Annotated in this window: 26 protein-coding genes; 4 read left to right on the top strand and 22 right to left on the bottom strand. The window is 65.0% G+C overall.

Annotated elements, in window-relative coordinates:
* Positions 1–130 precede the first annotated feature (130 nt).
* The 3 genes from ABIB90_RS11680 to ABIB90_RS11670 form a co-directional block, all read right to left on the bottom strand.
* Positions 131–937 carry an NAD-dependent protein deacetylase gene (locus ABIB90_RS11680; protein WP_354200693.1) on the bottom strand — a complete coding sequence of 269 codons (807 nt, stop codon included), beginning with the start codon at positions 935–937 and terminating at the stop codon, positions 131–133.
* Positions 938–990: 53 nt separating this feature from the next.
* Positions 991–1,827, bottom strand: coding sequence for an SDR family oxidoreductase (locus ABIB90_RS11675; RefSeq protein WP_007596359.1), 837 nt, complete (start codon positions 1,825–1,827; stop codon positions 991–993).
* A gap of 73 nt (positions 1,828–1,900) precedes the next feature.
* On the bottom strand, positions 1,901–3,220 hold the full coding sequence (locus ABIB90_RS11670; protein WP_354200692.1) for a solute carrier family 23 protein: 1,320 nt from the start codon (positions 3,218–3,220) through the stop codon (positions 1,901–1,903).
* A 125-nt stretch (positions 3,221–3,345) separates the two neighbouring features.
* On the opposite strand from ABIB90_RS11670, the gene ABIB90_RS11665 reads away from it, so the two are divergent.
* Positions 3,346–4,680 carry a dicarboxylate/amino acid:cation symporter gene (locus ABIB90_RS11665; RefSeq protein WP_354200691.1) on the top strand — a complete coding sequence of 445 codons (1,335 nt, stop codon included), beginning with the start codon at positions 3,346–3,348 and terminating at the stop codon, positions 4,678–4,680.
* 176 nt (positions 4,681–4,856) lie between these two features.
* Here the strand turns inward: ABIB90_RS11665 and ABIB90_RS11660 are convergent, their stop codons facing one another.
* From ABIB90_RS11660 to ABIB90_RS11615, 10 genes are all read right to left on the bottom strand, one after another.
* A complete protein-coding gene (locus ABIB90_RS11660) occupies positions 4,857–6,440 on the bottom strand; it encodes an ABC-F family ATP-binding cassette domain-containing protein (RefSeq protein ID WP_354200690.1) in 1,584 nt (527 codons plus the stop codon).
* Between the two features lie 170 nt (positions 6,441–6,610).
* Positions 6,611–6,958 (bottom strand): RidA family protein, encoded by a 348-nt coding sequence (locus tag ABIB90_RS11655; protein WP_007596366.1) that lies wholly within the window; start codon positions 6,956–6,958, stop codon positions 6,611–6,613.
* A 15-nt stretch (positions 6,959–6,973) separates the two neighbouring features.
* On the bottom strand, positions 6,974–8,095 hold the full coding sequence (locus tag ABIB90_RS11650) for an NAD(P)/FAD-dependent oxidoreductase (protein WP_354200689.1): 1,122 nt from the start codon (positions 8,093–8,095) through the stop codon (positions 6,974–6,976).
* On the bottom strand, positions 8,092–9,510 hold the full coding sequence (locus tag ABIB90_RS11645) for an FAD-dependent oxidoreductase (RefSeq protein WP_354168006.1): 1,419 nt from the start codon (positions 9,508–9,510) through the stop codon (positions 8,092–8,094). The genes ABIB90_RS11650 and ABIB90_RS11645 overlap by 4 nt, the downstream gene beginning before the upstream one ends.
* Entirely contained in the window at positions 9,507–9,803 is a 297-nt protein-coding gene (locus ABIB90_RS11640) for a (2Fe-2S)-binding protein (RefSeq protein WP_354168004.1), read from the bottom strand. The genes ABIB90_RS11645 and ABIB90_RS11640 overlap by 4 nt, the downstream gene beginning before the upstream one ends.
* A gap of 19 nt (positions 9,804–9,822) precedes the next feature.
* A complete protein-coding gene (locus ABIB90_RS11635) occupies positions 9,823–10,959 on the bottom strand; it encodes an NAD(P)/FAD-dependent oxidoreductase (RefSeq protein WP_354200688.1) in 1,137 nt (378 codons plus the stop codon).
* A gap of 8 nt (positions 10,960–10,967) precedes the next feature.
* On the bottom strand, positions 10,968–11,774 hold the full coding sequence (locus tag ABIB90_RS11630) for an ABC transporter permease (protein ID WP_354200687.1): 807 nt from the start codon (positions 11,772–11,774) through the stop codon (positions 10,968–10,970).
* Positions 11,771–12,646 (bottom strand): ABC transporter permease, encoded by an 876-nt coding sequence (locus ABIB90_RS11625; protein ID WP_354200686.1) that lies wholly within the window; start codon positions 12,644–12,646, stop codon positions 11,771–11,773. The genes ABIB90_RS11630 and ABIB90_RS11625 overlap by 4 nt, the downstream gene beginning before the upstream one ends.
* Positions 12,643–13,677 carry an ABC transporter ATP-binding protein gene (locus ABIB90_RS11620; protein WP_354167997.1) on the bottom strand — a complete coding sequence of 345 codons (1,035 nt, stop codon included), beginning with the start codon at positions 13,675–13,677 and terminating at the stop codon, positions 12,643–12,645. The genes ABIB90_RS11625 and ABIB90_RS11620 overlap by 4 nt, the downstream gene beginning before the upstream one ends.
* Before the next feature lie 23 nt (positions 13,678–13,700).
* Positions 13,701–14,735 carry an ABC transporter substrate-binding protein gene (locus ABIB90_RS11615; RefSeq protein WP_354167995.1) on the bottom strand — a complete coding sequence of 345 codons (1,035 nt, stop codon included), beginning with the start codon at positions 14,733–14,735 and terminating at the stop codon, positions 13,701–13,703.
* 272 nt (positions 14,736–15,007) lie between these two features.
* Here ABIB90_RS11615 and ABIB90_RS11610 point away from each other — a divergent pair, with 272 nt between their 5' ends.
* On the top strand, positions 15,008–15,907 hold the full coding sequence (locus ABIB90_RS11610; protein WP_354167993.1) for a LysR substrate-binding domain-containing protein: 900 nt from the start codon (positions 15,008–15,010) through the stop codon (positions 15,905–15,907).
* A 195-nt stretch (positions 15,908–16,102) separates the two neighbouring features.
* Here ABIB90_RS11610 and ABIB90_RS11605 read toward each other — a convergent pair whose 3' ends face one another.
* The 9 genes from ABIB90_RS11605 to ABIB90_RS11565 all read right to left on the bottom strand — a co-directional run bounded on the left by ABIB90_RS11605 (position 16,103) and on the right by ABIB90_RS11565 (position 25,075).
* A complete protein-coding gene (locus tag ABIB90_RS11605) occupies positions 16,103–17,476 on the bottom strand; it encodes an amidohydrolase family protein (protein ID WP_354200685.1) in 1,374 nt (457 codons plus the stop codon).
* Positions 17,473–19,056 carry an ABC transporter substrate-binding protein gene (locus ABIB90_RS11600; RefSeq protein ID WP_354167989.1) on the bottom strand — a complete coding sequence of 528 codons (1,584 nt, stop codon included), beginning with the start codon at positions 19,054–19,056 and terminating at the stop codon, positions 17,473–17,475. The genes ABIB90_RS11605 and ABIB90_RS11600 overlap by 4 nt, the downstream gene beginning before the upstream one ends.
* A gap of 225 nt (positions 19,057–19,281) precedes the next feature.
* A complete protein-coding gene (locus ABIB90_RS11595; RefSeq protein ID WP_354200684.1) occupies positions 19,282–19,920 on the bottom strand; it encodes an aspartate/glutamate racemase family protein in 639 nt (212 codons plus the stop codon).
* A 21-nt stretch (positions 19,921–19,941) separates the two neighbouring features.
* Positions 19,942–20,826, bottom strand: coding sequence for a polysaccharide deacetylase family protein (locus ABIB90_RS11590; protein WP_354167985.1), 885 nt, complete (start codon positions 20,824–20,826; stop codon positions 19,942–19,944).
* A complete protein-coding gene (locus ABIB90_RS11585) occupies positions 20,813–21,628 on the bottom strand; it encodes an ABC transporter substrate-binding protein (RefSeq protein WP_354167983.1) in 816 nt (271 codons plus the stop codon). The genes ABIB90_RS11590 and ABIB90_RS11585 overlap by 14 nt, the downstream gene beginning before the upstream one ends.
* Before the next feature lie 15 nt (positions 21,629–21,643).
* The gene (locus tag ABIB90_RS11580; protein WP_219683521.1) at positions 21,644–22,408 is read right to left on the bottom strand and encodes an amino acid ABC transporter ATP-binding protein; all 765 of its coding nucleotides are present in this window, start codon (positions 22,406–22,408) and stop codon (positions 21,644–21,646) included.
* Complete coding sequence (locus ABIB90_RS11575) at positions 22,405–23,262, bottom strand: amino acid ABC transporter permease (protein ID WP_035993541.1); 858 nt, start codon at positions 23,260–23,262, stop codon at positions 22,405–22,407. The genes ABIB90_RS11580 and ABIB90_RS11575 overlap by 4 nt, the downstream gene beginning before the upstream one ends.
* On the bottom strand, positions 23,259–24,083 hold the full coding sequence (locus ABIB90_RS11570; protein WP_354167980.1) for an ABC transporter substrate-binding protein: 825 nt from the start codon (positions 24,081–24,083) through the stop codon (positions 23,259–23,261). The genes ABIB90_RS11575 and ABIB90_RS11570 overlap by 4 nt, the downstream gene beginning before the upstream one ends.
* Positions 24,084–24,118: 35 nt before the next feature.
* The gene (locus ABIB90_RS11565) at positions 24,119–25,075 is read right to left on the bottom strand and encodes an N-carbamoyl-D-amino-acid hydrolase (protein ID WP_007596405.1); all 957 of its coding nucleotides are present in this window, start codon (positions 25,073–25,075) and stop codon (positions 24,119–24,121) included.
* A gap of 151 nt (positions 25,076–25,226) precedes the next feature.
* Here ABIB90_RS11565 and ABIB90_RS11560 point away from each other — a divergent pair, with 151 nt between their 5' ends.
* Positions 25,227–26,159 carry a LysR family transcriptional regulator gene (locus ABIB90_RS11560; RefSeq protein ID WP_007596406.1) on the top strand — a complete coding sequence of 311 codons (933 nt, stop codon included), beginning with the start codon at positions 25,227–25,229 and terminating at the stop codon, positions 26,157–26,159.
* Positions 26,160–26,176: 17 nt separating this feature from the next.
* On the top strand, positions 26,177–26,896 hold the full coding sequence (locus ABIB90_RS11555) for a type 1 glutamine amidotransferase (RefSeq protein ID WP_007596407.1): 720 nt from the start codon (positions 26,177–26,179) through the stop codon (positions 26,894–26,896).
* The last annotated feature ends 102 nt before the right edge of the window (positions 26,897–26,998 follow it).

Below are 26,998 nucleotides of genomic sequence, written 5' to 3'. Positions count from 1 at the left end.
CCGTGCTGATCGTCAAGACTGAGGACGAAAGCGCAGCAATTTCCATGCCATGGACGACAGGAACATGCTGTGTCCAGCTATTCTGCTTGGCACCTATGCAATAGGCAAGGCGCGTTCGCAGCCTGCGCCATCAGAGCAGGAATGCAAGCGCCGCTTCGCAGCGCTCCTCGACCTTCAGCGTGAGGAGATCATCGGCGCGGGTGCGTCCGAGATTGACCGCAGCGATCGGGATTTGCCGGTGCGCGGCAGCCTGCACGAAGCGGAAACCGGAATAGACCATCAGGGACGAGCCGACGATGAGCATGGCGTCGGCCTGCGCCAGATGATCCTGCCCGGTAGCGACGACGTCGCGCGGGACGTTCTCGCCGAAGAACACGACATCGGGCTTGAGGATGCCGCCGCAGGCTTCGCAAGGCGGCACCTTGAACGACGAAAAGTCGGCGTGCTCGAGATCGGCGTCGCCGTCCGGCGCATCCGCGGCATCGAGCGTGAGCCATGCGGCATTGGCGCGGCCGAGCTTGTCCTGGAATTCATTGCGCGGCGTCTTCGCTCCGCAGCCCATGCAGCGGACCAGATCGAGCCGGCCATGCAGGTCGATCACCTGGCGGTGGCCGGCGGATTGATGCAGCCGGTCGACGTTCTGGGTCAGCAGCATTCCGCAACGCCCGCTCGCCTCGAGCCGGGCCAGCGCGTGATGCGCATCGTTCGGCCTCGCCTGGCCGAACCGCCGCCAGCCGATCAGGCTGCGCGCCCAATAGCGCCGGCGCGTATGCTCTTCCGACATGAAAGCCTGGAAGTTCACGGGCTGGGTCCGCTTCCAATTGCCGTGACTGTCGCGATAATCGGGAATGCCCGAATTGGTGCTGCAGCCGGCGCCGGTCAGCACGAACAGATTTTCGTGCCGGCCGACGAAATCGCGGAGCGGATGATTTGTCATGGCGCAGATGTAGTCTGCTGCGCTCGGTTTTGCCAGATGGGCCAGGACGCCCGCTAGCTCGCCCAGTTGTCGCGAAACTCGGGAAACAGCGTCAGACCTCCACAGGCGTAGATGGTCTGGCCGGTGATGTAGCTGGCTTCATCGGAGGCGAGGAAGGCGAACACGGCGGCGATCTCTTCCGGCGTGCCGACGCGGCCGAGCGGAATGTGGCTGGTGACCACACTGCGCTTTTCCGGATCGCCGGTCCAGGCCGCGTTGATCGGGGTGTCGATCGCGCCGGGACCTACCGCATTGACGCGAATGCCACGGCTCGCGAATTCCAGCGCCAGCGTGCGCGTCAGATTGGCCATGCCGCCCTTGCTGATGGAATAAGCGAGATAGCCGGGTTTCGGGATGATCTGGTGCACGCTGGAGCAATTGATGATGCTGCCGCCTGCGCCGCGCGCCACGAAATGCGCGAGCGCCTTCTGGGCGCAGAATACGGCGCCGTTGAGATTGACGTCGATGATGCGGCGATAGGTTTCGATGTCGAGCGACTCGCTCGGCGATTCCCGCTGGAAGCCGGCATTGTTGACGAGGCAGTCGAGGCGCTTCCAGCGCGCCAAAACCATCTCGAACATCGCCGCGACCTCCTGCTCATTGCTCACGTCGGCCTTGACGATTGCATGATCGAGCCTGCCGTGGCCCCGATCGCTCGATGCCGTCCGTGCCAGCGCGAGCGTCTCCTCGGCCTTTTCAGGGTGATCGACATAGTTGATGGCGACGGTCGCACCTTCCTGCGCGAGCCGGATTGCGACGGCACGGCCAATGCCTTGGGAGGCGCCGGTCACCAGCGCGTACTGGCCGACAAGACGCGAGTGAAACGAGGTCGAGCGATCGGTTTGTGGCATGGGTTCTCTCCGGGATGCCCTGATCAGCGACGGAACCGGCCTTTTGTTCCATCCCTCAGCGCATCGCTGCGATTCATTCAGCGCGGCGCGCGAATGGCGATGTCAAAATTTGGTACAGGATGATGGCGCCAAAGGTTGCGGTGCCGATCCCGCCGATCGTGAAGGCGCCGAATTTGACTGTGAGGTCGCCGGCGCCTGCGGTCAGCGCGACTGCGACGGTGATCAGGTTTGCCGGACTTGAGAAGTCGACCTTGTTCTCGACCCAGATCCGGCCGGCCATCGCGGCGATCAATCCGAACAGCACGATCGAGAGTCCACCGATGACAGGGCCCGGGATCGACAGGACCAGCGCGCCGAACTTCGGCGAGAAGCCGAGCACGATCGACACCAGGGCGGCGAAGGCAAACAGCAAGGTCGAATAGACCTTCGTCGCCGCCATGACGCCGATGTTTTCAGCATAGGTGGTAACGCCGGTGCCGCCGCCGCAGGCCGCCACGATGGTCGCGAGGCTGTCGGCGAGCAAGGCGCGGCCGAGATAGTCATCGAGGCTCCGGCCCGTCATGGCGCCGACTGCCTTGATGTGACCGAGGTTCTCGGCGACGAGGATGATCGCGACCGGCGCGATCAGAACGATCGCATCGGTCTGGAAGGTCGGCGTGGTAAAACTCGGCAGGCCGATCCACGGCGCGGCCGAAACTTGCGTGAAGTCGATCGGCTTGCCGAAGCCAAAGCCGTTCGCGAACAGCAGGTACAAAAGATATCCGCCGATCGCGCCGAGAATGATCGGCAGGCGGCGCCACAGGCCAGGCGCGTCAACGGCAACCACGCCGATGATCAGAACGGTCGCGAGCCCGATTCCCGTGTCGAACGCATTGGCGCTCACGGCCTTCACCGCCACCGGCGCGAGATTAAGGCCGATCGCGGCGACCACGGCGCCGGTGACGGCCGGCGGCAACAGCTTCTCGATCCAGCCAACTCCCGACCACATCACGATCAGCGCGGTCGCGCCGTAGAGGACGCCGGCTCCGACGATGCCGCCAAGCGCAACCGACAGGTTCGGGTTCGGCCCGTGCCCAACGTAACCGGTCGCGGCGATCACGACCGCGATGAACGCGAAGCTCGAGCCGAGATAGCTCGGCACGCGCCCCGCGACGATGACGAAGAAGATCAGCGTGCCGATGCCGGAAAACAGCACCGCAACGTTGGGATCGAACCCCATCAGCAACGGCGCGATGATCGTCGAGCCCGACATTGCGACGCAATGCTGGAGACCGGAGACCACGGTCTGGCCAAGCGGCAGCCGCTCCTCGGGCATGATCACGCCGGAGGACTTCAGAGTCCAATGCGGGAAATAGCCTTGCGCTCGCTCGTCGGAGCCCGTTGCAATCGGCATGTTCCCCCCAGTTGCGGTGCAGCGACCGATCTTCGTGCGAACAGACAAAAATGTGATTGTCGCTTCTGCAGCGGCCATCACATGATGCAAATCAAACAAGATCAATACGTTCCGGGGCCTATTCTATGACACAGATCGCGATCCAGCCAGCCATCCACCGCCGGCACCAGCCCTGGTACAAGATTCTCTACATCCAGGTGCTAATCGCGATCGCGCTCGGGGTGCTCGTTGGCTATTTCTATCCCGATCTCGGCAAGGCCCTGAAGCCGCTCGGCGACGGTTTCATCGCGCTGATCAAGATGATGATCGCGCCGGTGATCTTCTGCACGGTGGTGCACGGCATCTCCTCGATGGGCGACCTCAAGCGCGTCGGCCGGGTCGGGCTGAAGTCGCTGATCTATTTCGAGACCGTCTCGACCGTGGCGCTCGCGGTCGGCCTGCTGGTCGGCGAGGTGCTCCAGCCCGGACATGGCTTCAATATCGATCCCGCCACGATCGACCCGAAATCGGTGGCGACCTACGTCACCAAGGCCAAGGAAGAAGGCATCGTCGCCCATCTGATGGCGATCATCCCCGACAGCTATCTGGGCGCCATCGCACGCGGCGATCTGTTGCAGGTGCTGCTGATCTCGATCCTGTCGGGCTTCGCCATCGCCTTTCTCGGCAAGGCCGGCGAGCCCATTGCGGAAGCGATCGACAAGGCCGCAAAGATGTTCTTCGGCATCATCCGCATCATCGTGCGCGTCGCCCCGATCGGGGCGTTCGGCGCGATGGCCTTCACCGTCGGCGCCTACGGCCTCGGTTCGCTGCTCAACCTGGCCGCCCTGATCGGTACGTTCTATCTCACCAGCATGCTGTTCGTGCTGGTCGTGCTGGGGGCGATCGCAAGGCTCGCCGGCTTCTCGATCCTGCGCTTCATCGCCTACATCAAGGACGAGCTCCTGATCGTGCTCGGCACCTCGTCGTCGGAGACGGTGCTGCCGCAGATGATCCAGAAGATGGAGCATCTCGGCGCCTCGCGTTCGGTGGTCGGCCTCGTCATTCCGACCGGTTACAGCTTCAACCTCGACGGCACCAACATCTACATGACGCTGGCGACGCTATTCCTGGCGCAGGCGACCAATACCCATCTGACCATCTGGCAGGAGCTCGGCATTCTCGGCATCGCCATGATCACCTCGAAGGGCGCCTCGGGCGTGACCGGAGCGGGCTTCATCACGCTCGCAGCGACGCTCTCGATCGTGCCCGACATCCCGATCCAGTCGATCGCGATCCTGGTCGGCATCGACAAGTTCATGAGCGAGTGCCGCGCGCTCACCAATCTGATCGGCAATGGCGTCGCCTGCGTCGTCATCAGCATCTCCGAAGGCGAGCTCGACCGTGATGCGCTGCACGAGACCATGGCCCATCCGCTGGAGATGGGTGAGGCGCTTGAACCGGGCGGCAGCGCCGCCTCCTAGGCCGGGCGCAGGTTTGGCGGAGTCCGGTTCCAACGCGGTAGCTTCCCGGAGTGGTAAATTGGCGCAACGCGAGTCACAACTGCTGCGTTGGGATCACGGATTGATAGTCATTTTTTTCACCCGACGCGCTGGGGGCAGGGCGTCGGGTTTTTGTTAATCAACGATGGGCAGCGGACTTAGCCGGCCAGTTCGACCCTGCGCGTGATCCCGATCGCCTGCAAGAACGCCTCGTCATGACTGACGACGAGCAGCGCGCCGTCATAGGCCCTCAAGCCCGCTTCGACGGCTTCGATTGCCTCAATGTCCAAATGATTGGTCGGCTCGTCGAGGATCAGCAAGGACGGCGGCATCGCTCCGCCCAGCACGCAGGCGAGGCCGGCGCGAAACATCTGCCCGCCGCTCAAATGTCCTACGATCTGCAAGGCGGCATCGGCGCGAAACATGAACCGGGCCAGCGCGACATGGCATTCATTTGCACCCGCCTTCGGATGGAAGCGCCTAAAATTGTCCAGGATGGAGATCGCGGGATCGAGCAGGCTGACCCTCTGATCGAACAGCGCAAGATCCAGCCTGACCCGCACGGTGCCGGAGAGCGGACGCAGTTCGCCGGCGACGAGTTTTAGCAGCGTCGTCTTGCCGGAGCCGTTGGGCCCGACGATTGCCACACGCTCCGGACCGACGATCTTGAGCGATAGCTCGCGCAAGACTTCCCGGTCCGGCCGATAGCCGGCGCTGACACAATCCAGCCAAACCACTTCCCTGCCCGCCGGGAGCCGGGTCGAGGGTAGTTTCACCGACAGCGGCTGAAGAATCTCGATGCGGCGCCGCGCCCTATCGACGGCCTCAAGCGCATCCGCACGCCGCCGCTCGGCGATCCGCGCGTTCTTGCCGCCGGTGTCTTCGCTACGGTCCTTGCGCGCGCCGGCCAGGATGCGCGGCATGTCGCCCTTGGTGCGTTTCTTCTTACCGCCGCTGTCCTTGCGCGCTTTCCTCTCCGCAGCCCGCTGCGCGTTCCCATCGATCGCGGACAGCCGCCTCTCGGCATGCGCGAGGTCGTGCCTGACAGCCGCGAGAGCGACGGCTTTCTGCCCGCGATAACTGCTCCAATTGCCGCCGTATCGCGTGGCTCCGAGCGACGTCAGCTCGACGATCGCATCCATCGTTTCGAGCAGGCTCCGATCGTGGCTGACGACAATCGCCCCACCGCGCCAGGAACCAAGGAAATCGATCACGGCCGCGCGCCCCTCCCGATCGAGATTGTTGGTGGGCTCGTCGAGCAGCAGGAAGTCCGGCTCCGCGAAGATCAGCGCGGCGAGACGAACCCGCGTGATCTGCCCGCCCGACAGGCTGGCGAGCTCGATCTCCGGAGCGACGTCGAAACCGACACGCGCAAGGGCGGATGCAAGCCGCGTTTCGAGGGTCCAATCGACATCCGAGACCTCCTCAGCCGAGGCATCCCCGCGCTCGGCACGACGAAGAAGATCGAACGCGGCTCGCGCCTCGAACAGATCGATTACCTTCGCGCCCGCAAAGGGCTGGACGTCCTGCCGCAGCAGACCGACCGTACCGTTGACGGCAATGCGCCCCGACTGGGCGATGTGCTCGCGCGAGATCGACGCGAGCAGCGTCGTCTTCCCGACGCCGTTGCGGCCGACGAGGCCGGTCCGCTCGGCGCGGAACGTCAGATCGATGTCGGAGAGAAGAGGACGGCCGTCAGGCGTGGACAGCGACAGGTTGGACAGGATGATTGAAGCAGGCATGGAATTCCCCGTGAGCAAGGCAGGTCGGCATTGCGGTCGGGGTAAAATCCATGGCTCTCGAATATCCTGTTTGAGGAGCTTCTAACTAGTCCCATCAAAGCGCGAGATCAAGGCGAGGCTCGCAGGGGCGACGGCGCGCGGAGCGCCGACGTCCGCCGCGGCTTGCGCGATCAGCCCTTGAGCGCGGTGACCACGACCTCGATCAGCGCGCTGCCGCCGAGATCGGCGACGCCGACGGTGGCACGGGTCGGCAGATTGTCGCCGAAGAACTCGGTCCAGACCGCGTCCATCTCCTTCTTCTTGGAAAGATCCGTGACAAAGATCGAGGTGCTCACAACGCGCGACTTGTCGGTGCCCGCTTCCTTCAGATAGCCCGCGATCTTGCCGAGGATGTTGCGGGTCTGCTCGCCCATCGACACCGAGGTGTCGTCGGCGATGGTGCCGCCAATGAAGACGAAGCCGTTGGCTTCGACGGCGCGGTGCATGATGGGCGTGCGGATGCTGCGGGTAATGCTCATGATGTCCTCTTGTTGCTAGAGCGTGGAGGGATGGAAACGGTCGATGCCGAGATCGCCGATGCGGGTCTGGGTGCCGCCATTGACAATCAGCTCCGCCATGACGGCGCCCGCGCCGGGGCCGAGTTGGAAACCGTGGAGCGAGAAGCCGAACTGGTGATAGAGGCCCTTGTGGCGGCTGCTCGGCCCGAACACGGGCAGATCGTCCTTGGTCTTGGCCTCGATGCCGGCCCAGGCCCGCATGATCGTCGCGTCGCGCATCACCGGGAACAGCTCGAACACGGTGCGGGCGCTAGTCGCGAGGCTCTTCCAGTCCAGCACCGTCTCGTTGCGATCCTGATAGGGCGTGGCCAAATGGCCGCCGCCGATCAGCACCGTGCCGTTCTTGAATTGCTTGAAGGACAGTTTGCGCCCGCGCAGGATCACGACGGGGTCGATGAAATGCGGCACGCGCGAAGTGATCATCAGCATCGGCGCCACGGTCTCGACCGGAACGGGCTCACCAAGCGCCGCTGCGATGGTCCCGGCCCAGGCGCCGGCGGCATTGACGAGCACCGGCGCGGCAAAGCTCTCGGCGCCGACATCGACGTGCCAGAGGCCATCGGTGTGCCGGATGTTCGTGGCGGCAATGCCCTCGCGCACGGTCGCACCGAGCTGCTCCGCCTTGCGACGGAACGCCGTCGTCGCCTGCGCGGGATTGGCGGCGCCGTCGCGGCGCGAGACCACACCGCCGGGACAGGTCTCGGCGACTGCGGGCACGAGGCGTCGCAGCTCGGCCGCATCGATCAGCTCCTCGTGGGTGAAGCCGAGCGCGTTGAGCTCGGCCACACGTGCGCGACACACCGCGAGCTCCTCCTCGTTCTCGGCGACGAGGACCTGGCCATAGCTCTCAAAGCTACAATCGTCGTCGAGGAGATCGGTGATCTTCTCCCAGATTCCCATCGAGCGGATCGAAAGCGGGATTTCGGGGATGTGCCGCGCAAGCTGGCGCACGCCGCCTGCGTTGACGCCGGAGGCGTGCCGGCCGGCATAGTCCTTCTCGATCAGCACGGGCTTCAGGCCGGCGAGACACAGATGCAGCGCAGTCGAGCACCCGTGGATGCCGCCGCCGACGACGATCGCATCCACGTTTTTCGTCATCCGCGCACCACCGCCTTGATGTCGTCTTCGCTCTTCGGAACCGCGGCAAGCTCGGCGAGCGTGATCGGCTTGACTGGCGCGCGCAGCCGGTAATAGCCGATCTCTTGCGGGCTCTTGCCCCGCGCCTGCGCCATCAGCTCGGTGACGGTGAGGCCGCAGAGCCGGCCCTGGCACGGTCCCATGCCGGTGCGGCGATAAGCCTTGAGCTGGTTCGGCCCGGTCGCGCCGATCGCGACGGCGTCGAGAATATCCTTTGCGGTGACCTCCTCGCAGCGACAGACGATGGTGTCGCCAGCGGGAATGCGAAACTGCGGCGCCGGACGGAACAGCGTGTCGAGGAAGACGCGGCCACGCTCGGCCTTGGCGAGATCGGCGCGGAGGCTCGCCATTGCTGGAAGCTTCGCAGCGGCCGCGGGCGCCAATGCTTCCACCGCCGCGCGCGCCGCGATGTGGCCGCGCACCACGGCTGCGTTCGCGCCGCCGATGCCGGCGCCGTCGCCGGCAATCGCAATGCCGGCGACCGACGAATTTCCGCTGGCATCGAGCACCGGAGACCAGCACAATTGCAGATCATCCCAGCGATGCTCGATTCCGGCCGACATCGCCAGATTGACGTTGGGCACGACGCCCTGGTGCAGCAGCAAGAGATCCGCAAGGACGGTCTCTCGCTTGCCGCCGGCGACATAGCTCACGCTCGCGAGCTGGCCGTCGCCAGATGCCGAAAGCCCGGTGACACCGGAGACGACCTGCACCTTCGCCTTCACCTCGCGCATCATTGACAGGCCCTTGGCGAAATAGGGCGAGGTCAGGAAGGCGAAGGCGTGGGGGAGAGCCGCAAAATAATTGCCGCGCTCGGTGGTGTCGAGAATACGATCGATGCGGCCGCCGAGACGCAAAATCTGCGCGGCGAGCAACCAGAGCAGCGGTCCCTGCCCCGCGATCACCGTGCGGCCGTCGGGCACCAGGGCCGACGATTTCAACATGGTCTGCGCGGCGCCCGCGGTCATCACTCCCGGCAGCGTCCAGCCGGAAATCGGGAAAGGCCGTTCCAGCGCGCCGGTCGCGAGGATCACGCGCCTGGCCTTGACGAAGGCGGACGCACCGCCGATCGAGACGGCGATGTCGAGATTGCGGTCGAGGCTCCAGACCGTGGCGCGGTGAATGACCTCCGCGCTGCCTGCGCGCAGCGCCTGCACGAGATCGGAACCGACCCAATAGTCCTCACCGAGCTGTTTGCGGTCGGTCACGGGCGTCGAGGCGATGGCACGAAACACCTGGCCGCCGGGGCCGATATTCTCGTCGAGCAGCAACGTCGACAGGCCGGCTTCGGCGGATGTCGCGGCGGCGGCGAGGCCGGCAGGCCCGGCGCCGACCACCACCACATCGTAGTCTTCGCGCTTGGGAGCCACAGTCATTTTCCGATCTCCCGCTTGCCCTTCTGGATCTCGACCTGCATGCCCTCGGCGACGGGCACAAGGCAGCCCTGGCGATTGCCGACGCCGTCGATGGTGACGAGGCAGTCGAAGCACACGCCCATCATGCAATAGGGCAGACGCGGCGCGCCGCTCACCGCGGTCCAACGGCGCGCATCGCAGTTCGAGGCCAGCAACGCCGCGGAGACGGTATCGCCCTGCCGCGCCGCGACGGCAACGCCGTCGACGAAGATCTGCACTGGCGGTCGCTTGTCCTGTTCGGATCGTTTGAACATCTTGGTTCCTTCAATGTCCCTAGTAGCCGCTGTTGTTCGCAGCGCCCGCGCCGCCAAACCGGCTGGCCGAGAACGCGCCGACCAGCTCCGGCTCGAGCGCGCCCTGCGCGACCATGCGCGCGATTTCGAAGGCGTGGTTGGAGGCGAGCGTCACGCCGGAATGGCAGCAGGCGACGAAGGCGCCGGAATGAGTCTCCGACTGGTCGTAGATCGGAAAGCCGTCCTGCGGCATGACGCGGATGCCGGCCCAGCTCCTGACCACGTTAAGCCGCGACAGATGCGGAAACATGCGCTGGGCACGATCGGTCATCACGGCGCTGATCGAATGCTTCAGCGTGCGATCGTCGAGCTCGTCTTCCTTGCTGTCGCCGATCATCACCGTGCCCTCATCGGTCTGGCGGATCGTGGTCAGCGGATGCGGCAGGAACGGCATGGTGCGCTCGGTCACCACGATCTGGCCACGGGTCGGGCCCATCGGGGCGGTGAGACCGACCATCGGCGCCAGCGTCTGGTTGGCATTGCCGGCGGCGAGCACGATCTTGGCGGCACGGAGTTCGCCCTGCGGCGTCGTCAGGCGGAATTCGTCGCCACTCTTGCTGATCGCCGAGACCGGACGCTCCGGAAAATAGTCGATGCCGAATGCCCTAAAGCCGGTGTGGAACGCACGAAAGGTCCGCAGCGAATTGACGTGACCGTCAAGCGGGCAATAGCTTCCGCCGGAAACTTCGGGGCCGATCAGCGGCAGTGACTTCTTCACTTCGGAGGCGGAGAGCATCTCCATCTTGTAGTCGGCGGCGCCCGTCTGGTTGTGCATGCGCTTGACCAGCTCAGCGCGCTGGCCGAATTCGTCCTCGCCGAGCGTGAGATGAAATCCGCCATTCTGCTGAAGAGAGACATCCAGGCCGGTCTGCTGCTTCAGCTCGGACGCGAGCCGGCTCCACGCCTGCGACGCCTGCACCGTCCAAACGGTATAGGCCGGCATGCCAAGCCCTTTGCTCTGTACCCAGACCAGCGCAAAATTCGCGCGCGAAGCACGCTTTGTGATGTCGCCTTCGTCGAGCACGGCCACCTTCTTGCCGAGCCTTCCCAGGCCCCACGCAATCGCGGAGCCGAGCAATCCGCCGCCGACGACGGCGACGTCGTAATCTGTTCGCATGGATTCTCCTATCGCCCTGTATCGCCCTTGCCGGCGAGCACGCGGTCGAGCCCGTAGAAGCGGTCGAGCAGAATGAGGGCGGTCATGGTGATCGCGATCACGCAGGCCGAGACCGACGTCACCAGCGGATCGATGTTGTCCTGGATGTACAGAAACATTCGCACCGGCAATGTTTCGGTGCCGGGTGCCGCGAGGAAGACGGTCATGGTGAGATCGTCGAAGGACTGGATGAAGGCGAGCGCCCAGCCGCTGATGACGCCGGGCAGGATCAACGGCAGCGTCACGCGGCGGAACAGCGTCCAGCCGCCGGCGCCGAGCGAGACCGCGGCCATCTCGACCGAGAGGTCCATGCCGGTCGCCGCCGCCAGCGTCAGCCGCAGCGCGAACGGAAACACGATGATGACATGCGCGATGATCAGCGCGGCGAAGCTGCCACCGAGGCCAGCCGAGGTGAAGAAGCGCAGGAACGCGATGCCGAGCACGACATGCGGGATCATCAGCGGCGACAGGAACAGCGCCGCCAGCGCGTCACGGCCGCGGAAACGATAACGCGCGATGGCGAGCGCCGCCGGCACCGCGAATAATAGCGCGACGAACGACGATAGTGCGCCAAGGCCAAGGCTGACCCAGAAAGCATGGACGAATTCGGGATAGTTGGCGATCGCTCTGAACCAGCGCAGCGAAAAGCCGTTGGTCGGCAGCGACAGGAAGCCTTCAGGCGTGAACGCAACGAGGCAGACGATGAGGATCGGTGCCACCATGACGATGACGAAGATGGTGTGGAAGATCAGCGCGAGCGGCCCGTTCCGGCTCATCGGAACACCTCCGCGTAACGACGCTCGATCAGCGCGTTGCTGCCGATGACGATCAAGACCAGCGCGGCGAGCAGCAGCGTGGCGACCGCCGCACCCAGCGGCCAGTTCAGCGTGTTGAGGAACTCGTCATAGGCGAGCGTCGCCGCGACCTTGAGTCGGCGGCCGCCGATGATGGCGGGCGTCGCAAACGCACTGGCCGAGAGCGAGAACACGATGATCGCCCCTGACAGTACGCCCGGCATGATCTGCGGCATGATGATGCGGCGGATGATGGTCACAGGGCCGGCGCCGAGCGACATCGCGGCATTCTCGATCTGCGGATCGAGCCGCTGCAGCGCCGCCCACACCGACAGCACCATGAACGGCATCATCACGTGCGCAAGCGCGACCACCATCCCGGTTTCGGTGAACATGAAGGGGATGGGCGCGCGGATCAGCCCGGCCGACATCAACATCTTGTTGACCAGCCCGTTGTTGCCGCCGAACAGCAACGCCCAGCCGAGCGTGCGCGCCACCACGGAGATCAACAGCGGCCCCAGGATGACCAGCAGGAAAACGCTCTTCCAGCGTCCGCCCATGCGATTGAGGATGTAGGCTTCGGGTGCACCGAGCAGCGCGGTGAGCAGCGTGGTCAGGATCGCGATGCGAAACGTCCGCCCGAACATCTCGGCGTAATAGGGATCGGTTGCGATCTCGTGCCAGTTCTTGAGGATGAAGACGGGCTCGATGCCCTTGTACTGGCCCCAATCGTGGAACGACAGCATCACGGTCATTGCGAGCGGAATCAGGAGCACGCCGACGAACAGCATCAAAGCCGGCGCGGTCAGGGCCCAGGGCGTGCGTGCGTTTCGTTCCTCGGCGGAAGCGCTCATGCGACGCCCCTCACGCCCATGTCCTCCGGCCGCCAGGTGAGGTGAACTGCCTCGCCTTCGGCCGGCTGCGACCGGCCGTCATTCTGGCGGATCACGGTCGCCGGGCCACATTCGCTCTCGCACTGGAACAGCCAGTGATTGCCCTGGAAGATGCGCGTGACGATCTTTGCACTGAGGCCTGCGTCGCCAAAGTCGATCCGCTCGGGGCGAATGCTGATGGTGACGGGACCATTGCGCCCGGCAGGCGCAGGCGCACTCCACGAGCCGGCGATCAATCGCGCAGGCGCACTCGCCCGATCTATCGTCGCGGCAAAGTCGTTGGTCTTGCCCAAAAACTGCGAGACGAAGGCCGAGGCCGGCTTCTCATAGGTCTCCTGCGGCGTGCCGATCTGCTCGATCTTGCCCTGGCTCATCACCACGATGCGGTCGGACAGCGACATCGCCTCGTTCTGGTCGTGGGTGACGAGGATCGTGGTGGTGCCGATGGTACGCTGGATCTGGCGCAGCTCGATCTGCATCTCCTCGCGCAGCTTGGCGTCGAGATTGGACAGCGGCTCGTCGAGCAGCAGCACGCTCGGCTTGATCACCAGCGCGCGCGCCAGCGCCACGCGCTGCTGCTGGCCGCCGGACATGCGGCGCGGATGGCGATCCTCGTAGCCGGCAAGCCCGACCATCGCGAGCGCGGCGCGAACGCGCTCGGTCCGTTCGCCGCGCGGCACATTGCGCATCTCGAGGCCGAAGGCGACATTCTCGGCCGCGGTCATGTGCGGAAACAGCGCGTAGCTCTGGAACACGATCCCGAGCCCGCGTTTGGCCGGATGGATCGCGGTCAGATCCTTGCCTTCCAGCCGGATCGCGCCGCGGCTGGGATCGAGGAAGCCCGCGATCATCTGCAGGGTCGTGGTCTTGCCGCAGCCGGAGGGGCCGAGAAAGGAGACGAACTCCCCCTTCCCGACGGCGAGACTGAAGTCGTCGACGACAGTCTGCGCTCCGAATTGCTTGGCGACCCCTTCGAGCTCGAGATAGGCCATCGCACTGTCTCCGGTATGACCGATCAGCGCTCGACCTCGCGATTCCAGCGCTTGGTCCATTCCTCGCGCTTCTCATTGATGACGGTCCAGTCCGGATTATAGAGCTTTGCCGCGCGCTCGCCGATCGGCGCCATCTTGCCGAGCTCGGGCGGGATCACCAGCGATTTCAGCACCGGGCCATAGCCGTAGTCCTTCAGCATCACGAGCTGGATCTTGGGTTCGAGCAGCATCTTGACGAAGCTGGACGCAAGCGGCGAGGCGTTCGGCTTGGTGATCGGACAGGCGGTGGTCAGCAGCGTCGCGGCGCCTTCCTTCGGATAGACGAAGTCGACGGGGAAGCCGGTATTGGCAAAGCTCTGCACGCGACCCGTGCCCCACACCGCGATCACGGCCTGGCCGGACTGGAACAGCTCCGTCATCTTGCCCGGCGACGGCTCATAGGCCAGCACGTTCGGATTGATCTGCTCCTTGAAGATCTTGAAGCCGGAATCGACATTGGACTCGCCGCCGCCATTCATCTTCGACAACATCACCAGCGCTTCGAGGCCATAGGTGTTGTTGATCGGCGGGATCACGAGCTGCTTGGCGTATTTCGTGTCCTTCAGATCGTTCCAGGAGATCGGTGGCGACCAACCTTTTTCGGCAAACACCTTGGTGTTGTACATCAGGCCGGTGGCGACGATGCCGATCGCGACCGCGCGATCGTCCTTGAAGCGCGCCGTGTCGTAGAGATCGGCCGGCAGTCCCTCGAGCTTGCCGCAGAAGCCGAGCTGGATCGCCTGGTACATCGGGCCGTCGTCGACGATGGCGACGTCGATCTGCTGATTACCCTTCTGCGCCTGAAGCTTGGCCAGCGTGTCGGTGGAATTGCCGGCGACGTACTCGACCTTGACGCCGTTCTCCTTCTCGAAGGCCGGGATCACCTCGTCGCGGATGGTCTTTTCGAACGAGCCGCCATAGCCGGCGACATAGAGCGTCTTTTGCTGGGCCGTGGCGACCGACGGGGCGGCGATGAGGGCCGCGATGCTGACCGCTGTCAGAAGGCGAAAAGTCTTCATGTGGTCCGATCTCCATACCGGGATGAGGTGACGTGCCGACGAGTCTCGTTGGCCGAAGTCTTCCGCATTTCCTTCCGCGCAGATCCCTCTCCGACCAGGGCTCCGGCCCCTGCGCGGCGGATTTTGGCGCGATTCGGAGGCTCGAACCCTCCAATCTGCCGAAAAAGCGGGCTGTCTCCAGTCCTGATGAAAAAGATCGCAAACCCGGGCTTCCGTCGTCCAATGAATAATGGCACCCTCTGCATGCCTAAATGTTATGAATGGAATTCGGGATGGCGCGGATCAATTCGCGACAGGTGGAAGCCTTCCGGGCGACGATGCTGACCGGCAGCGTGACGGAGGCGGCGGCGCTGATGAAAGTGACGCAGCCGGCGGTCAGCCGGTTGCTGCGCGACCTCCAGGCGCTGTTGAAGATGGAGCTGTTCGAGCGGCGCGGCACCGGCCTCGTGCCGACCGCCGCGGCGATGGCGCTCTACACGGAGGTGGAGCGCTCCTTCGTCGGCCTCGAACGCATCACCGCGGCAGCAGAAGAAATCCGTGGCCGGCGCACCGGCTCCTTGCGGATCGCAGCGCTGCCGGCGCTGTCGAACGGCTATTTGCCGCGGCTCACCGGGCACTTCCTGAAGGAGCGGCCCAACCTCAACCTCGCCTTCTTCGGCGTGATCTCGCCGATCGTGGTCGATTGGGTGCTGAACAACCAATGCGACGTCGGCTTTGCCGAAGTGCCGATCGCGCATTCCGGCTTGCCGAGCCAGAAGCTGCCAGCGCCGGCCCGCGTCGCGGTGCTGCCGACCGGTCACCGCCTCGCAGAAAAGGAAGTGCTGGAGCCCCGCGATTTCGAGGGCGAGACTTTCATCTCGTTGTCGGCGGGCTCGTCGAGCCGGCATCTCGTCGACCAGGTCTTCCATCGCCACGATGTCCGCCGCGTGCTCAGGGTCGAGACCACGCTGTCGGAGATCATGTGCGGCATGGTGTCGTCGGGGCTTGGCGTCGCCATCTGCGATCCCTTCACCGCGCAGGAATTTTCCACCCGCGGCGTCGTCGTGCGCCGCTTCCTGCCTCGCATCGACTTCGAATTCTCGGCGGTCTTTCCGGCGCAGCGCAGCCCCTCGCCGGTGGCGCTGGATCTGGTCGAGACTATGCGCAAGGCGCTCGCCGAATTCGAGGATTAGAACGCGTTTGGGTTGAAGCGATTTCGCCACGGGCTCGCTGCAACCTCTCCCGCTTGCGGGGGAGGTCGGCGCGAAGCGCCGGGTGGGGGCTCTCTCCTGATCGGGAGTGTCCCAGTATGGAGAGAGCCCTCTCCCCTGCCCTCTCCCGCAAGCGGGAGAGGGAGCGCACCTTCTTCGTGGCTCCCAGGAGAACGCTCAGCCGGTGAACGCGGCCTGAGCCTCCGGCAGGTCCCAGATCTTGCCGATCGCAGCGGTGCCGGCAGCTGTGATCGCCGCCTCGTCAGCGCCGAGATAACGGCCAGCATCGACCAGCATGCGACCGTCCACCATGACCTGATCGATATTGGCGCGATTGGCGAGCGCGATCAGCGCACGGCGCGGGTCAAACAGCGGTTGAAGATGCGGATGGGTGAGATCGACGATGGTGAGGTCGGCGGTCGCGCCGGGCTCGATGCGGCCGAGGTCAGGCCGCTTGATGACATCGGCGGCAATTGCCGTGTTCGCCTCGATCAATTCGGGTGAGTTCGCGACATCGGCCCGCGCTGAGGTGATCTTGGAGATCAACGACGCGGCATTGAGTTCGCCGAGCAGGTCCATGTTGTAGCCATCGGTTCCGACCACGGTGCGAACGCCGTGTTCCGCAAACCGGCTGAACGCGGCGGTAACGCCGGCGCGCGCGAACACGCGCGGGCAGTTGAGAACCGTCATGCCGCGCGCGGCCATCAGCTTGAGATCGTCGTCGGTGCTGAACATGCAGTGCGCCGCCATCAGATCGGGCGCCAGCAGGCCCAGCCAGTCGAGATATTGCGCCGGCGTGCGGCCGCCATAGCGTTTGCCGATCGTTTCAACCTCGGCGCGAGTCTGCGCCATATGGGTCGTGATGGGCACCCCAAGCTCGCGCGCCCGCGTGGCGCAGGCTTTCAAGAGATCGGGGCCGCAGGTGTCGGTGGCGTGTGGGCTCATCGCAAGGCCGATGCGACCGTCGCCGCGATTGTTCCAGCGTTGGTAGAGCGCATCCCAAGTCGCCATGTCGGCGGTGCCGTCATCACCGGAATAGTGCACGATGCCATCGGGGCCGGCCCTGGCGTCCGACGTCGAGAACAGATAGGGCGCGCCGTAGAAGCGAATTCCCATCTCCTCGGCGGCGTCGAACATCTCCGGGATCGAATTGCGGAACGGCTCCATCACCGTGGTGGCGCCGCCCTTCAGGAGTTGAAGAATACCGAGCCGCGCCACCGCCATACGCTCTTCCGCCGACAAGATATCGGCGCCGCGCTTGGTCAGCGGCAGCAGCACCGTGTAGACGATGCTCTGGTTGTTCTTGCGGCCATTGCCGTCCTCGGTGTGGCTGCGCGCCACCGCTTCCGAGAAGCAGTGATTGTGCAAGTTCAACAGGCCCGGCAGCACGAAGCGGCCGGGGCGGTCATGCACCTCGTCAGCCTGCGGCTTGTCGCGCGTGACCGCGGCGATGGTCTTGCCTTCGATCAGGACCCAGTGGTCGCGCAACACGTCCTGCGCGCCGTCCTTGCGTGACAGCACATAGCTGCCGAAAATTGCTGAGGTGCTCATGCGGGGCGTACGTTCCAGAACACGGCGGTGCCGTCGAGAATGCCGGTGATAGCTTTGCGATAGGCAGTCGGCTGCTTGTACAGGCCGATCGGAATATAGGGGATTTCCTGGAAAGCCACCGCCTGGATCTCGCGGCAGGTGCGCTGTTGCTCGGCGAGCTCCGAGGCCGCGAGCCATTGGCTGCGCAGGCCGGCCATCTTCTCGCTCGCATACCAGCCGGCGACCTTGCCCTCGCCGCGGATGTTGGTGTTGCCGGCCGGATTGAGCCAGTCGATGCCCTGCCAGTTGCCGACCGCGGCGCTCCAGCCGCCCTGCCCGATCGGGTCCTTCTTGAGCTGGCGCTGCAACACCACGGCGAAATCAAGTCCGGCATATTCCACGTTCATGCCGGCCTTGCGCAAGGAATCGACGGCGATCTCGCCGAGCGGCTTCTGCGCCAGTGAGTTGGTGGGGACGAGCACCACGATCTTCTCGCCATTATACCCCGCGGCCTTGAGGTCGGCCTTCACCTTGGCGTAGTCACGCGGGCCGCGGAACACGTCGAGGCCAACCTCGCTCGCCATCGGCGTATTCGGCGCGAAATAGCCGATCGGGGAGACCTGAAAGTTCGGGTCGGTACCGGCCACCGCGGTCATGAAGGCGGATTGATCGATCGCCCCCAGGAGCGCGCGGCGAACGGCAGGGTTGTCGAACGGCGGCTGAAGATGGTTGAGGCGCAGCATGCAGGCATAGCCGCGGGGATCGAGGATGCGCGTCTCGATATCACCGGCGGCCTTGATGATCGGCAACAGATCGTGCGGCGTGGTCTCCTGCCAATCCTGCTCGCCGGTCTGAAGCGCGGCGACGCCGGTGCCGGCATCGGGCGTGGTGGTCCAGACCACCCGATCGTAATGCACGATCTTCGGGCCCGCGGTCCAATCCGGCTTGCCATCCGTGCGCGGCTGATAGCGCTCGAACCTGGCATAGGCGTTGCGCGCACCCTGCACGCGCTCGTCGGCGAGATAGCGGAACGGGCCGCTGCCGATCACTTCGGTCAGCGGCTTGAACGGGTCCTGACTCGCGAGCCGCTCCGGCATCATGAAGCACGCGTTGATCGCGGCCTTGCCGAGCGCCTGCGGCAGCAGCGGGAATGGACGCTTGAGGCGGAAGCGGATGGTGCGGTCGTCAGCGGCCGACAACTCGTCGGTCGCCTCCATCAGCTCACCGCCAAAGCCGTCGCGCGCGGCCCAGCGGCGGATACTCGCGACGCAGTCGCGGGCGAGCACGCGCTCACCGTCGTGCCAGAACAGGCCGTCGCGCAACGTCAGATCCCACTGGAGCTGGTCACCGGAGATGGCGTGGCCCGACAGCATCTGCGGCGAGACTTGCAGGGAGGAGCTCATGCCATAGAGCGTGTCGTAGACCATGAAGCCGTGGTTTCGCGACACTTGTGCCGTGGAATAGATGGGATCGACGAAAGCGAGGTCGATCACCGGAATGAAGCGCAGCGTGGTCTGGGATTCGGCGCGGGCGATGCCGGGGAATGACAGCGCCGGTACAGCGGCTGCGGCCCTAAGGAGCGAGCGGCGAGAGATAGGCATTACGGATGGCTCCTGTGTGACGCGATGTCCAGCCGCAGCGTCGGTGCGCCCCCTCCCCCGCTTGCGGGGGAGGGCTGGGGAGAGGGTGCCTCCGCAGGCGAGGACCCCCAAGAGCAGAGAGCCCTCACCCGCGCCTTCGGCGCGACCTCTCCCGCAAGCGGGAGAGGTTGCAGCCAGTGCGCGGCCAGAACGGTGTCAGAAAAGCCAGACCTCATCACTCGCGTCTCATCCGTTGAGCAAGACGGCACCGATCGCGGCCGCGACCGCCTGTTGCGTCGGCTCGACCACGGGAACGCCGATGGCCTCCGCAATCGCTGCGCGATGCGAGGCCATGCCGGCGCAGCCCATCACCACGACATCGGCGCGGCATTGGGTGACCAGCGCGCGGCCGGCTTCGATCAACCGTCCCCGGATGTCCGCGCCTGCCGTCTCCGCCGCGCTCGCGCCGACCGACCAGCTTCCGGCATAACGGCTATCGACGCCCATCACCCGCACCATCCGCTGCTGGCGGCGAATGCTCGATGGCGACAGCGCGATGATTCCGAAACGTTCGCCCAGCATCAGCGCGCGAAAGATGCCGCACTCGGCGATGCCCATCACCGGGCGACCGCCGGCGGCTTCACGCACCGCATGCAGGCCGGGATCGCTGAAGCAGGCGAGCACGAACGCATCCGCATTGTCGCGCGACACGCGGTTGACCAGCGGCATCACGACGCTGTCGGCATCGCGCTGCGAGCTGATGCCCGGTGGCCCCTCGGCAAGGCCAACCACCTCGATGTCGGGCCCACCGGCGATGCGCAGCGGCGCGACCGCGTCGTCGATCGCCGCCGTCACCGACGCGGAGGAGTTGGGGTTGATGACCAAGGATGCGGGTCATGGCGTGGCTCAGCTTTTTCCGGCCTCGTGGCGCAGGAAGTTGGCCGCGATCTTCTCACCGGTCGTGATCCAGACATCCGGGCACGACTTTGCGTAAGTCAGGAACTCGCGCAGCAGGCGCAGCCGCATCGGACGGCCGCTGCATTGCGGATGCAGCACCGTCGTCACCATCGCGCCCCAGTCTCTGGTTTCGTCGAGCTCGTCCTTCCAGATCGAGAGCACATGTTCCTTGGGGAAGATCGAGCGCGGGCTGAAGCGCGCGGAGAGCCCGTGCATCCAGTCGTCATAGCTCGCCGTGACCGGCAGCTCGATCGTGCCGGGCTTGCCGTCGGCAAGGCGATGGCGATAGGGCCGAACGTCATCACGGAAGGAGGACGTGTAGACGATGCCATGACGCACCAGCGCGACGCGCAGCTCCTCGGTGAACTCGCCGTAAGGCGCGCGATAGCCGGTCGGCCTGACACCGAGCCGGCGCTTCAGCGCCTCGAAGCCGCGTTCCAGCTCCTCCTCGATCCAGGGATCGCCGGGATCAGGCAGCAAGTGATGATAGCCGTGATGGCCGATCTCGTGACCGGCCTTGAGGATGGATTCCGCCATTGCCGGATGCGCGTCGACCGACCAGCCCGTGACGAAGAACGTCGCCTTGAGATCGAGCTGGTCGAGCAGCTCCAGCAGTTTTGGCGTGCCGACCCGCGCCTCGTAGCCGCCATAGCTCATGGTGATGAGCCGCTGGGCGTGAACGGCGTCCTTGCTGGTCCACGCGCTCTCGGCGTCGACGTCGAAGGAGAGGAACATCGCCGATTTGTACGGCTTCGGCCACGGGTATTCCGGCGCGGGATCCGCGGTGTTGGCCGGAACGAGCGGGATGCTCTTGAGTGCCTTACTGTCCAGCATTGATGGTTGCCTTCTCTAATCCGTTGTCGTTCAGTTTCCACTTGGCAAGCAGGGTACGATAGATGCCGTCAGCGATCAGCGCATCGAGCGCCTCGACCACCGCCTGCTGCAACGCCTTTTCCTTGACCGGCAGCGCGATGCCCGTGAACTGCGTCGCGAAGGGCTCGCCGACCGGCGCATAGGTGCCCGGCTCGAGGTCCATCAGATAGGGCAGCGTTTCGTTGCCCTGCACGGCAGCGTCGATACGGCCCTGCCTGAGCTGGTTACGCGCATCGGCCGAGCCGTCGGTGCCGACGAACTGGATCGAATTGCTGCCGCAATTCTTCTGGCTCCACTTGTCGATCTCAGCCGGAAACATGGTCCGGCGGCTGGCGCCGACCTTCTTGCCGCATAGCGCCGCCATGTCCTTGAACTCGGACGCGCGGGACTGCTGCACGAAGAACTTTGGACCGCTGCGCAAATAATCGACGAAGGATGCTATCTCGTGCCGGCTGGCATAGTCCGTAAAGCCGGACAGAATGGCATCCACCCGGCCCGTCGAAATCGACGGCATGAACTCGGCAAAGCTGGTCTCGGTCCATTCGATCTTGACGCCAAGCTTGCGCCCGAGCGCCTCGCCGAGGTCGATATCGAAGCCCGACAGCGCGTTGGTGGCGGGATCGCGGAACTCCATCGGCGGATAGTTCGGCACCACCGCCACCTTGATGCTGCCGCGCTTGGCGATCTCCGCCGGCAGCTCGATGGCCATCGCCGAGACACTCATGGCACCGAACAGCGCCACAGCTACCAAAAGTCTCTTCATCAACACGTCCCCATTTCAGATCACTGCCGAAAGAAATGCCCTGGTGCGCTCCTCGCGCGGCGCGCCCAAGACATCGGATGCGCGCCCCTGCTCGATGATCGCGCCCTGGTCCATGTAGACGACGCGGTCGGCGACCTCGCGTGCGAAGCCGAGTTCGTGCGTCACGACCATCATGGTCATGCCGCTTCGCGCCAGCTCCTTCATGACCGCCAAGACCTCGCCGACGAGCTCGGGATCGAGCGCGCTGGTCGGCTCGTCGAACAGCATCAGCATCGGCTTCATGGCAAGCGCGCGGGCAATCGCGACGCGCTGCTGCTGGCCGCCGGAGAGCTGGGCGGGATACGAGTCCGCTTTGGCCGACAATCCGACGCGCCGCAGCAGCTCGATCGCCTCCGCACGCACCTCGTCGGATTTTCGGCTCTGGACCTGGAGCGGACCTTCGGTGATGTTTTCGAGCGCGGTCTTGTGTGGAAACAGGTTGAAGCGCTGGAACACCATGCCGGTCTTCAGCCGCTGCCGCCCGATCTCGCGTTCGCTGAGCCGATGCAGCCGGCCGCCCTGCTCCCGCACGCCCAAGAGCTCGCCGTCGAGCCAGATGCCGCCACTGTCGATCGCGGCGAGCTGGTTGATGCAGCGGAGCAGCGTGGTCTTGCCCGAGCCGGAGGCGCCGATCAGACACATCACCTCGCCGGGCCGGATGTCGAGCGAGACATTTTTGAGAGCCTGAAACTCGCCAAAACTCTTGCTGACGGAGCGGATCGCGACGAGGGGTTTTGTCATCGCGCGAGCCGCAACGTGCCGCGCGCAAAACGGCGCTCGAGCAGCATCTGGAGCGGCGTCAGGACCGAGACGACGAGCAGGTACCAGAGCCCGGCCACGATCAGGAGTTCGATCACGCGCGAATTGGCGTAGTAGATGTTTTCGGCGTTGTGCAGCAACTCCGGATACTGGATGACGCTGGCGAGCGAGGTCGCCTTCACCATGCCGATGAACTCATTGCCGAGCGGCGGGATCACCACTCGCATCGCCTGCGGCAGCACGATCCGGCGCAGCGCACGCAAGCGTCCCATGCCGATCGCCTGCGCCGCCTCATATTGCCCGATATCGACCGACAGCATGCCGGCGCGCATCACTTCGGAGGTATAGGCACCCTGGTTGATGCCAAGCCCGAGCAGCGCGGCAAGGAACGGCGTCATGACGTCGACGGCGCGCGCGCTCCACAGGCCGGGAATGCCGATGGTCGGAAACACCAGCGCGAGATTGAACCACAGCAGCAGTTGCAGGATCAGCGGCGTACCGCGGAATAACCAGGTGTAGCCGGCGGCGACGGTCTTCAGCACCGGATTGGGCGACAGCCGCATGATCGCGACGACCACGCCGAGGAAGATGCCGAGCGCCATTGCCAGAACCGCCATCACCATGGTGTTGACGATGCCTTCCAGAATGACCTTGACGGTCAGGAAGCGGCTGACATACGACCATTCGATCTGGCCGCCCGCGAAGGCGCGAACGATCAATGCGAGCACAGCAACGATCAGCGCTGCGCTGAGCCAGCGAAACCAATGCGGCTTGCGCGCGATCCGCATCCCCGACAGATCGGGAAAACCCTCCGCGAGTGCCGGTGCCGGCATCATTGCGCCGCCGCGTTCAGCATGGGCTGGGCGACCGCGTTGGCGCCGAGACCCCATTTGTCGAGGACAGCCTTGTAGGAGCCGTCGGCTATCATCGCGGTGAGCTTCTCGGTCACCACCTCACGCAGGGCCGAATCGTCCTTGCGGAACATGATGCCCTGATATCCTTTGGCAAAAGGCTCGCCGATCACGCGGTATCTGCCGGGTTCCTGCGTCTGCGCATAAGGTAGCGTCTCGCTGCCCTGTACCGCGGCGTCGATGCGGCCCTGCTTGAGCTGGTTGCGGACGTCGATCGAGTTCTCGCCCGGGACGTACTGGATCGCCGGCTTGCCGGCCGGCTCGCAATTCTGCTTGCTCCACTTCTCGATCTCGACCGGGAAGCTGGTGCTGCGGGTGGTCCCGACCTTCTTGCCGCAGAGATCGGTCGCAGCTTTGGCTTCGTTCTCCGCCATCACGAAGAACTGTGGGCCGGTCCCGAGATAATCGACGAAATCTGCGGTCTCGCGCCGCGAGGCGCGATCGGAGATGCCGGAGATGATGAAATCGGCGCGCTTGGTCTGAAGCGACGGGATCAATTCGGCGAACGGCGTCTCGCTCCAGACGATCTTCACGCCGAGGCGCTTGGCGAACTCGTTCGCCAGATCGACGTCGAGCCCGACGAGCTCATTGGTCGCGGGATCGCGATATTCCATCGGCGCGTAAGTGGAGTTGACCGTGAGCTTCAACGCGCCCGCCTGCTTGATCTCGGCCGGAAGCTCCGCCGCCTGCGCGGACGTCGCGGCCGCCAGCGCTGCGATGCCGAGGAAATACGAGAGGCGCGTCATATCGGCTCCTTTGCCAACGTTGTTGGAACATCCTGTCAGTCCGCGTCGAGAACCGCGGGTTCGATGACGCCGGCGCGTTCGGTGATTACCCTGTATTGTTCCGGCCGCCGGTGCGCGGCGAAGTTGAACATCTTGTCCTTGCCCTGGCGGCAGAGGTCGAGATCGATGTCGGCGACGATCACCTCGTCAGTCAGCGTTGCGGCCTGCGCCACGATGCGGCCATTGGGATCGACGATGCAGGAGCCGCCGATCAGCCCGGAGCCGTCCTCCTCGCCCGCCTTCGCCACCGAGATCGCCCAGGTTGCGTTCATGTAGGCGTTGGCCTGCGTTACCAGCGTAGAGTGGAAGGTCCGCAAGGAGGCATCTTCCGTGCTGCCGCCATTGGGATCATAGGCCGCCGAATTGTAGCCGATGCAGACGAGCTCGACGCCCTGCAGGCCAAGCACGCGCCAGGATTCCGGCCAGCGGCGATCGTTGCAGATCATCATGCCCATGATGGCGTGGGCCCAGGCCGAGCCGGAGCGGAAGGCCGGAAAGCCGAGATCGCCATATTCGAAATAGCGTTTCTCGAGCTGCTGGTAGCGCGCACCTTGTCGCGGCTCGACCGAGCCCGGCAGATGCACCTTGCGATAGCGGCCGAGCAGCTCGCCATCGCGGTCAACCAGGATGGCGCAATTGTAGCGCCGTCCATCCGGCGTCAGCTCGGCATAGCCGACATAGAAGCCGACGCGCAGCGCACGCGCACGGTCGAACAAGGCGGCGACGTTCGGGTTCGGCATGCCGCGTTCGAAATAATGGTCGAGCGCCTCGCCTTCGAGCAGCCAGCGCGGAAAGAAGGTCGTGAAGGCAAGCTCGGGAAACACCACGAGGCTGGCGCCGCGGCCGGCCGCCTCCTCCAGCAGCGCGAGCATCCGCGACAGCGTATGCTCGCGTGTATCGGCTTTTTGCGTCGGCCCCATCTGTGCGGCGGCGGCGCGAAGGACACGAACCAAGATTGCCTCCAATCTGTGCGCAGTGCCGCCTCAATGGGCGGATGAACCCTTTGATGCGACGTGCAAATCCGCTGCCATTACGCGGAAGCGGGGCTGCAAAATCAATTCGTCCTGCTATGATGTTTTGGCCCAGAGTATAATCGGCAGTGATATGAACCTGCGCCAGCTCGAGATTCTCCGCGCCGTCATCCGCCACCGCACCACGGTTGCGGCCGCCGACGAACTGGCGCTGTCGCAGCCCGCCGTCAGCAACGCGCTGAAGACGATGGAGGCGCAGGCGGGTTTTGCGCTGTTCGAACGCGTCAACAACCGGCTGTTTCCGACCACGGAAGCGATGGCGCTCTACAAGGAGAGCGAGGCGATCTTCGCGCTGCACGCAAAGCTCGAGAACCGCGTGCGCGATCTGCGCGAGAACCGCTCCGGGCATCTCGCGCTGGTCGCGACGCCGCCGCTCGCCTACAGCATCATCCCTTCGGCACTGTCAGCCTTCCTGCGCCGCCGCCCGGAGACGCGGGTGTTCTTCGACGTGCGGCGCTATGAGGGCATCATCGAAGGCGTGCTCAACCGCGTCGCCGAGCTCGGTTTCGCGCTCGGGCTGACACATCATCCGGGCATAGCCCATGAGGTGGTGCACACCGGCGAGATGGTGTGCGTGCTGCCGCCGCAGCACCCGCTCTCCGACCGGCCCGTGATCTCGGCCGCGGACCTGTCCGGCCTGCCCTTCATCGGGCTCGAGCGCGGCACGCGGCTTGGTGAGGCCGTGCGCGACAGTTTCGCACGCGCCGGCGCGCCGTTCCAGCCGACCGTCGAGGTGCGCTACTGCAACACGGCCTGCGTGCTCGCCGCCGCCGGCGTCGGCGCCGCCGTGGTCGATCCCTTCTCGCCGCGGCAGAACGGCGGGACCGGCCTCGTCGTGCGGCCGTTCGCGCCGACGACGCACGCGGTGGCCTATATGCTATGGTCGGAAGCCGAGCCGCTGTCGCGCCTGGCCAAGGCGTTTCTCAACGAGGTCCGGAAAGAGAGTGTGCTGCTGGAGCGCACAGCGCCACACCAGCAACATGGGTCAGAAAGCGACCAGGCTTGAGCTTTACCAGAGGGCGCATGGCACGCATCACTATCATCGAGACCGGGCAGGTCCCACAGAAATATCGCGAGCGCCACGGTTCGTTCCCCGACATGTTCAAGCGCATGGTCCGCGCTGAGGATCCGACAGCCACGATCGACATCGTTAGCATCCCGAGCGGCGATGCGCTGCCCGATCCGCGCAATTTGGAGGCGGTGCTGATCACCGGCGCCGCCGCCGGCGTCTATGACGGGCTCGACTGGATCGCGCCGCTGGAAGATTTCGTGCGCACGGCCTACGCCAGCAGGACACCGATGGTCGGCATCTGCTTCGGTCATCAGCTGATCGCGCAGGCGCTCGGCGGCACCGTACGCAAGTCGGAGAAGGGCTGGGGCATCGGCCGGCACGTCTATCAGGTGCTGCCGGACAACGGCGTCGTCGACGGCGAAGCGGTCGCCATCGCCTGCTCGCATCAGGACCAGGTGATCGAGCCGCCCAACGATGCGCTGACGATCCTCTCCTCCGAATTCACCCCGCACGCCGGCCTGCTCTACGCCAACGGCGCGACGCTCACCGTGCAGCCGCATCCGGAGTTCGACGTGGAGTTTGCGCAAGTGTGCTGCGAGCTGCGCGACGGCAAGGCGCCGGACGCCGTCGTTGCCACGGCGAAGGAGTCGCTGGCGGAGCCGATGGACCACGCCAAGCTTGGTGGGGCGATTACGAGATTTCTGGCGCGCAGGCCCATCTCCTCATCCTGAGGAGCGCGCCATTTGCGCGCGTCTCGAAGGATCGAGGCCCCGCTACAGCAACGGGGGCCCGCATGGTTCGAGACGCCGCTTCGCGGCTCCTCACCATGAGGC

Source organism: Bradyrhizobium sp. JR4.1 (genome assembly GCF_040548605.1).
In the GTDB taxonomy this organism is placed as follows: Bacteria; Pseudomonadota; Alphaproteobacteria; order Rhizobiales; family Xanthobacteraceae; genus Bradyrhizobium; species Bradyrhizobium canariense.
Note: the sequence above shows the minus strand (reverse complement) of the source record. Positions and strands in the feature narration are given on the sequence as shown.

Coding starts and splice junctions, on each gene's coding strand:
- ABIB90_RS11680 (WP_354200693.1), bottom strand. CDS start 937: ATGACAAATCATCCGCTCCGCGATTTCGTCGGCCGGCACGAAAATCTG.
- ABIB90_RS11675 (WP_007596359.1), bottom strand. CDS start 1,827: ATGCCACAAACCGATCGCTCGACCTCGTTTCACTCGCGTCTTGTCGGC.
- ABIB90_RS11670 (WP_354200692.1), bottom strand. CDS start 3,220: ATGCCGATTGCAACGGGCTCCGACGAGCGAGCGCAAGGCTATTTCCCG.
- ABIB90_RS11665 (WP_354200691.1), top strand. CDS start 3,346: ATGACACAGATCGCGATCCAGCCAGCCATCCACCGCCGGCACCAGCCC.
- ABIB90_RS11660 (WP_354200690.1), bottom strand. CDS start 6,440: ATGCCTGCTTCAATCATCCTGTCCAACCTGTCGCTGTCCACGCCTGAC.
- ABIB90_RS11655 (WP_007596366.1), bottom strand. CDS start 6,958: ATGAGCATTACCCGCAGCATCCGCACGCCCATCATGCACCGCGCCGTC.
- ABIB90_RS11650 (WP_354200689.1), bottom strand. CDS start 8,095: ATGACGAAAAACGTGGATGCGATCGTCGTCGGCGGCGGCATCCACGGG.
- ABIB90_RS11645 (WP_354168006.1), bottom strand. CDS start 9,510: ATGACTGTGGCTCCCAAGCGCGAAGACTACGATGTGGTGGTGGTCGGC.
- ABIB90_RS11640 (WP_354168004.1), bottom strand. CDS start 9,803: ATGTTCAAACGATCCGAACAGGACAAGCGACCGCCAGTGCAGATCTTC.
- ABIB90_RS11635 (WP_354200688.1), bottom strand. CDS start 10,959: ATGCGAACAGATTACGACGTCGCCGTCGTCGGCGGCGGATTGCTCGGC.
- ABIB90_RS11630 (WP_354200687.1), bottom strand. CDS start 11,774: ATGAGCCGGAACGGGCCGCTCGCGCTGATCTTCCACACCATCTTCGTC.
- ABIB90_RS11625 (WP_354200686.1), bottom strand. CDS start 12,646: ATGAGCGCTTCCGCCGAGGAACGAAACGCACGCACGCCCTGGGCCCTG.
- ABIB90_RS11620 (WP_354167997.1), bottom strand. CDS start 13,677: ATGGCCTATCTCGAGCTCGAAGGGGTCGCCAAGCAATTCGGAGCGCAG.
- ABIB90_RS11615 (WP_354167995.1), bottom strand. CDS start 14,735: ATGAAGACTTTTCGCCTTCTGACAGCGGTCAGCATCGCGGCCCTCATC.
- ABIB90_RS11610 (WP_354167993.1), top strand. CDS start 15,008: ATGGCGCGGATCAATTCGCGACAGGTGGAAGCCTTCCGGGCGACGATG.
- ABIB90_RS11605 (WP_354200685.1), bottom strand. CDS start 17,476: ATGAGCACCTCAGCAATTTTCGGCAGCTATGTGCTGTCACGCAAGGAC.
- ABIB90_RS11600 (WP_354167989.1), bottom strand. CDS start 19,056: ATGCCTATCTCTCGCCGCTCGCTCCTTAGGGCCGCAGCCGCTGTACCG.
- ABIB90_RS11590 (WP_354167985.1), bottom strand. CDS start 20,826: ATGCTGGACAGTAAGGCACTCAAGAGCATCCCGCTCGTTCCGGCCAAC.
- ABIB90_RS11585 (WP_354167983.1), bottom strand. CDS start 21,628: ATGAAGAGACTTTTGGTAGCTGTGGCGCTGTTCGGTGCCATGAGTGTC.
- ABIB90_RS11580 (WP_219683521.1), bottom strand. CDS start 22,408: ATGACAAAACCCCTCGTCGCGATCCGCTCCGTCAGCAAGAGTTTTGGC.
- ABIB90_RS11575 (WP_035993541.1), bottom strand. CDS start 23,262: ATGATGCCGGCACCGGCACTCGCGGAGGGTTTTCCCGATCTGTCGGGG.
- ABIB90_RS11570 (WP_354167980.1), bottom strand. CDS start 24,083: ATGACGCGCCTCTCGTATTTCCTCGGCATCGCAGCGCTGGCGGCCGCG.
- ABIB90_RS11560 (WP_007596406.1), top strand. CDS start 25,227: ATGAACCTGCGCCAGCTCGAGATTCTCCGCGCCGTCATCCGCCACCGC.
- ABIB90_RS11555 (WP_007596407.1), top strand. CDS start 26,177: ATGGCACGCATCACTATCATCGAGACCGGGCAGGTCCCACAGAAATAT.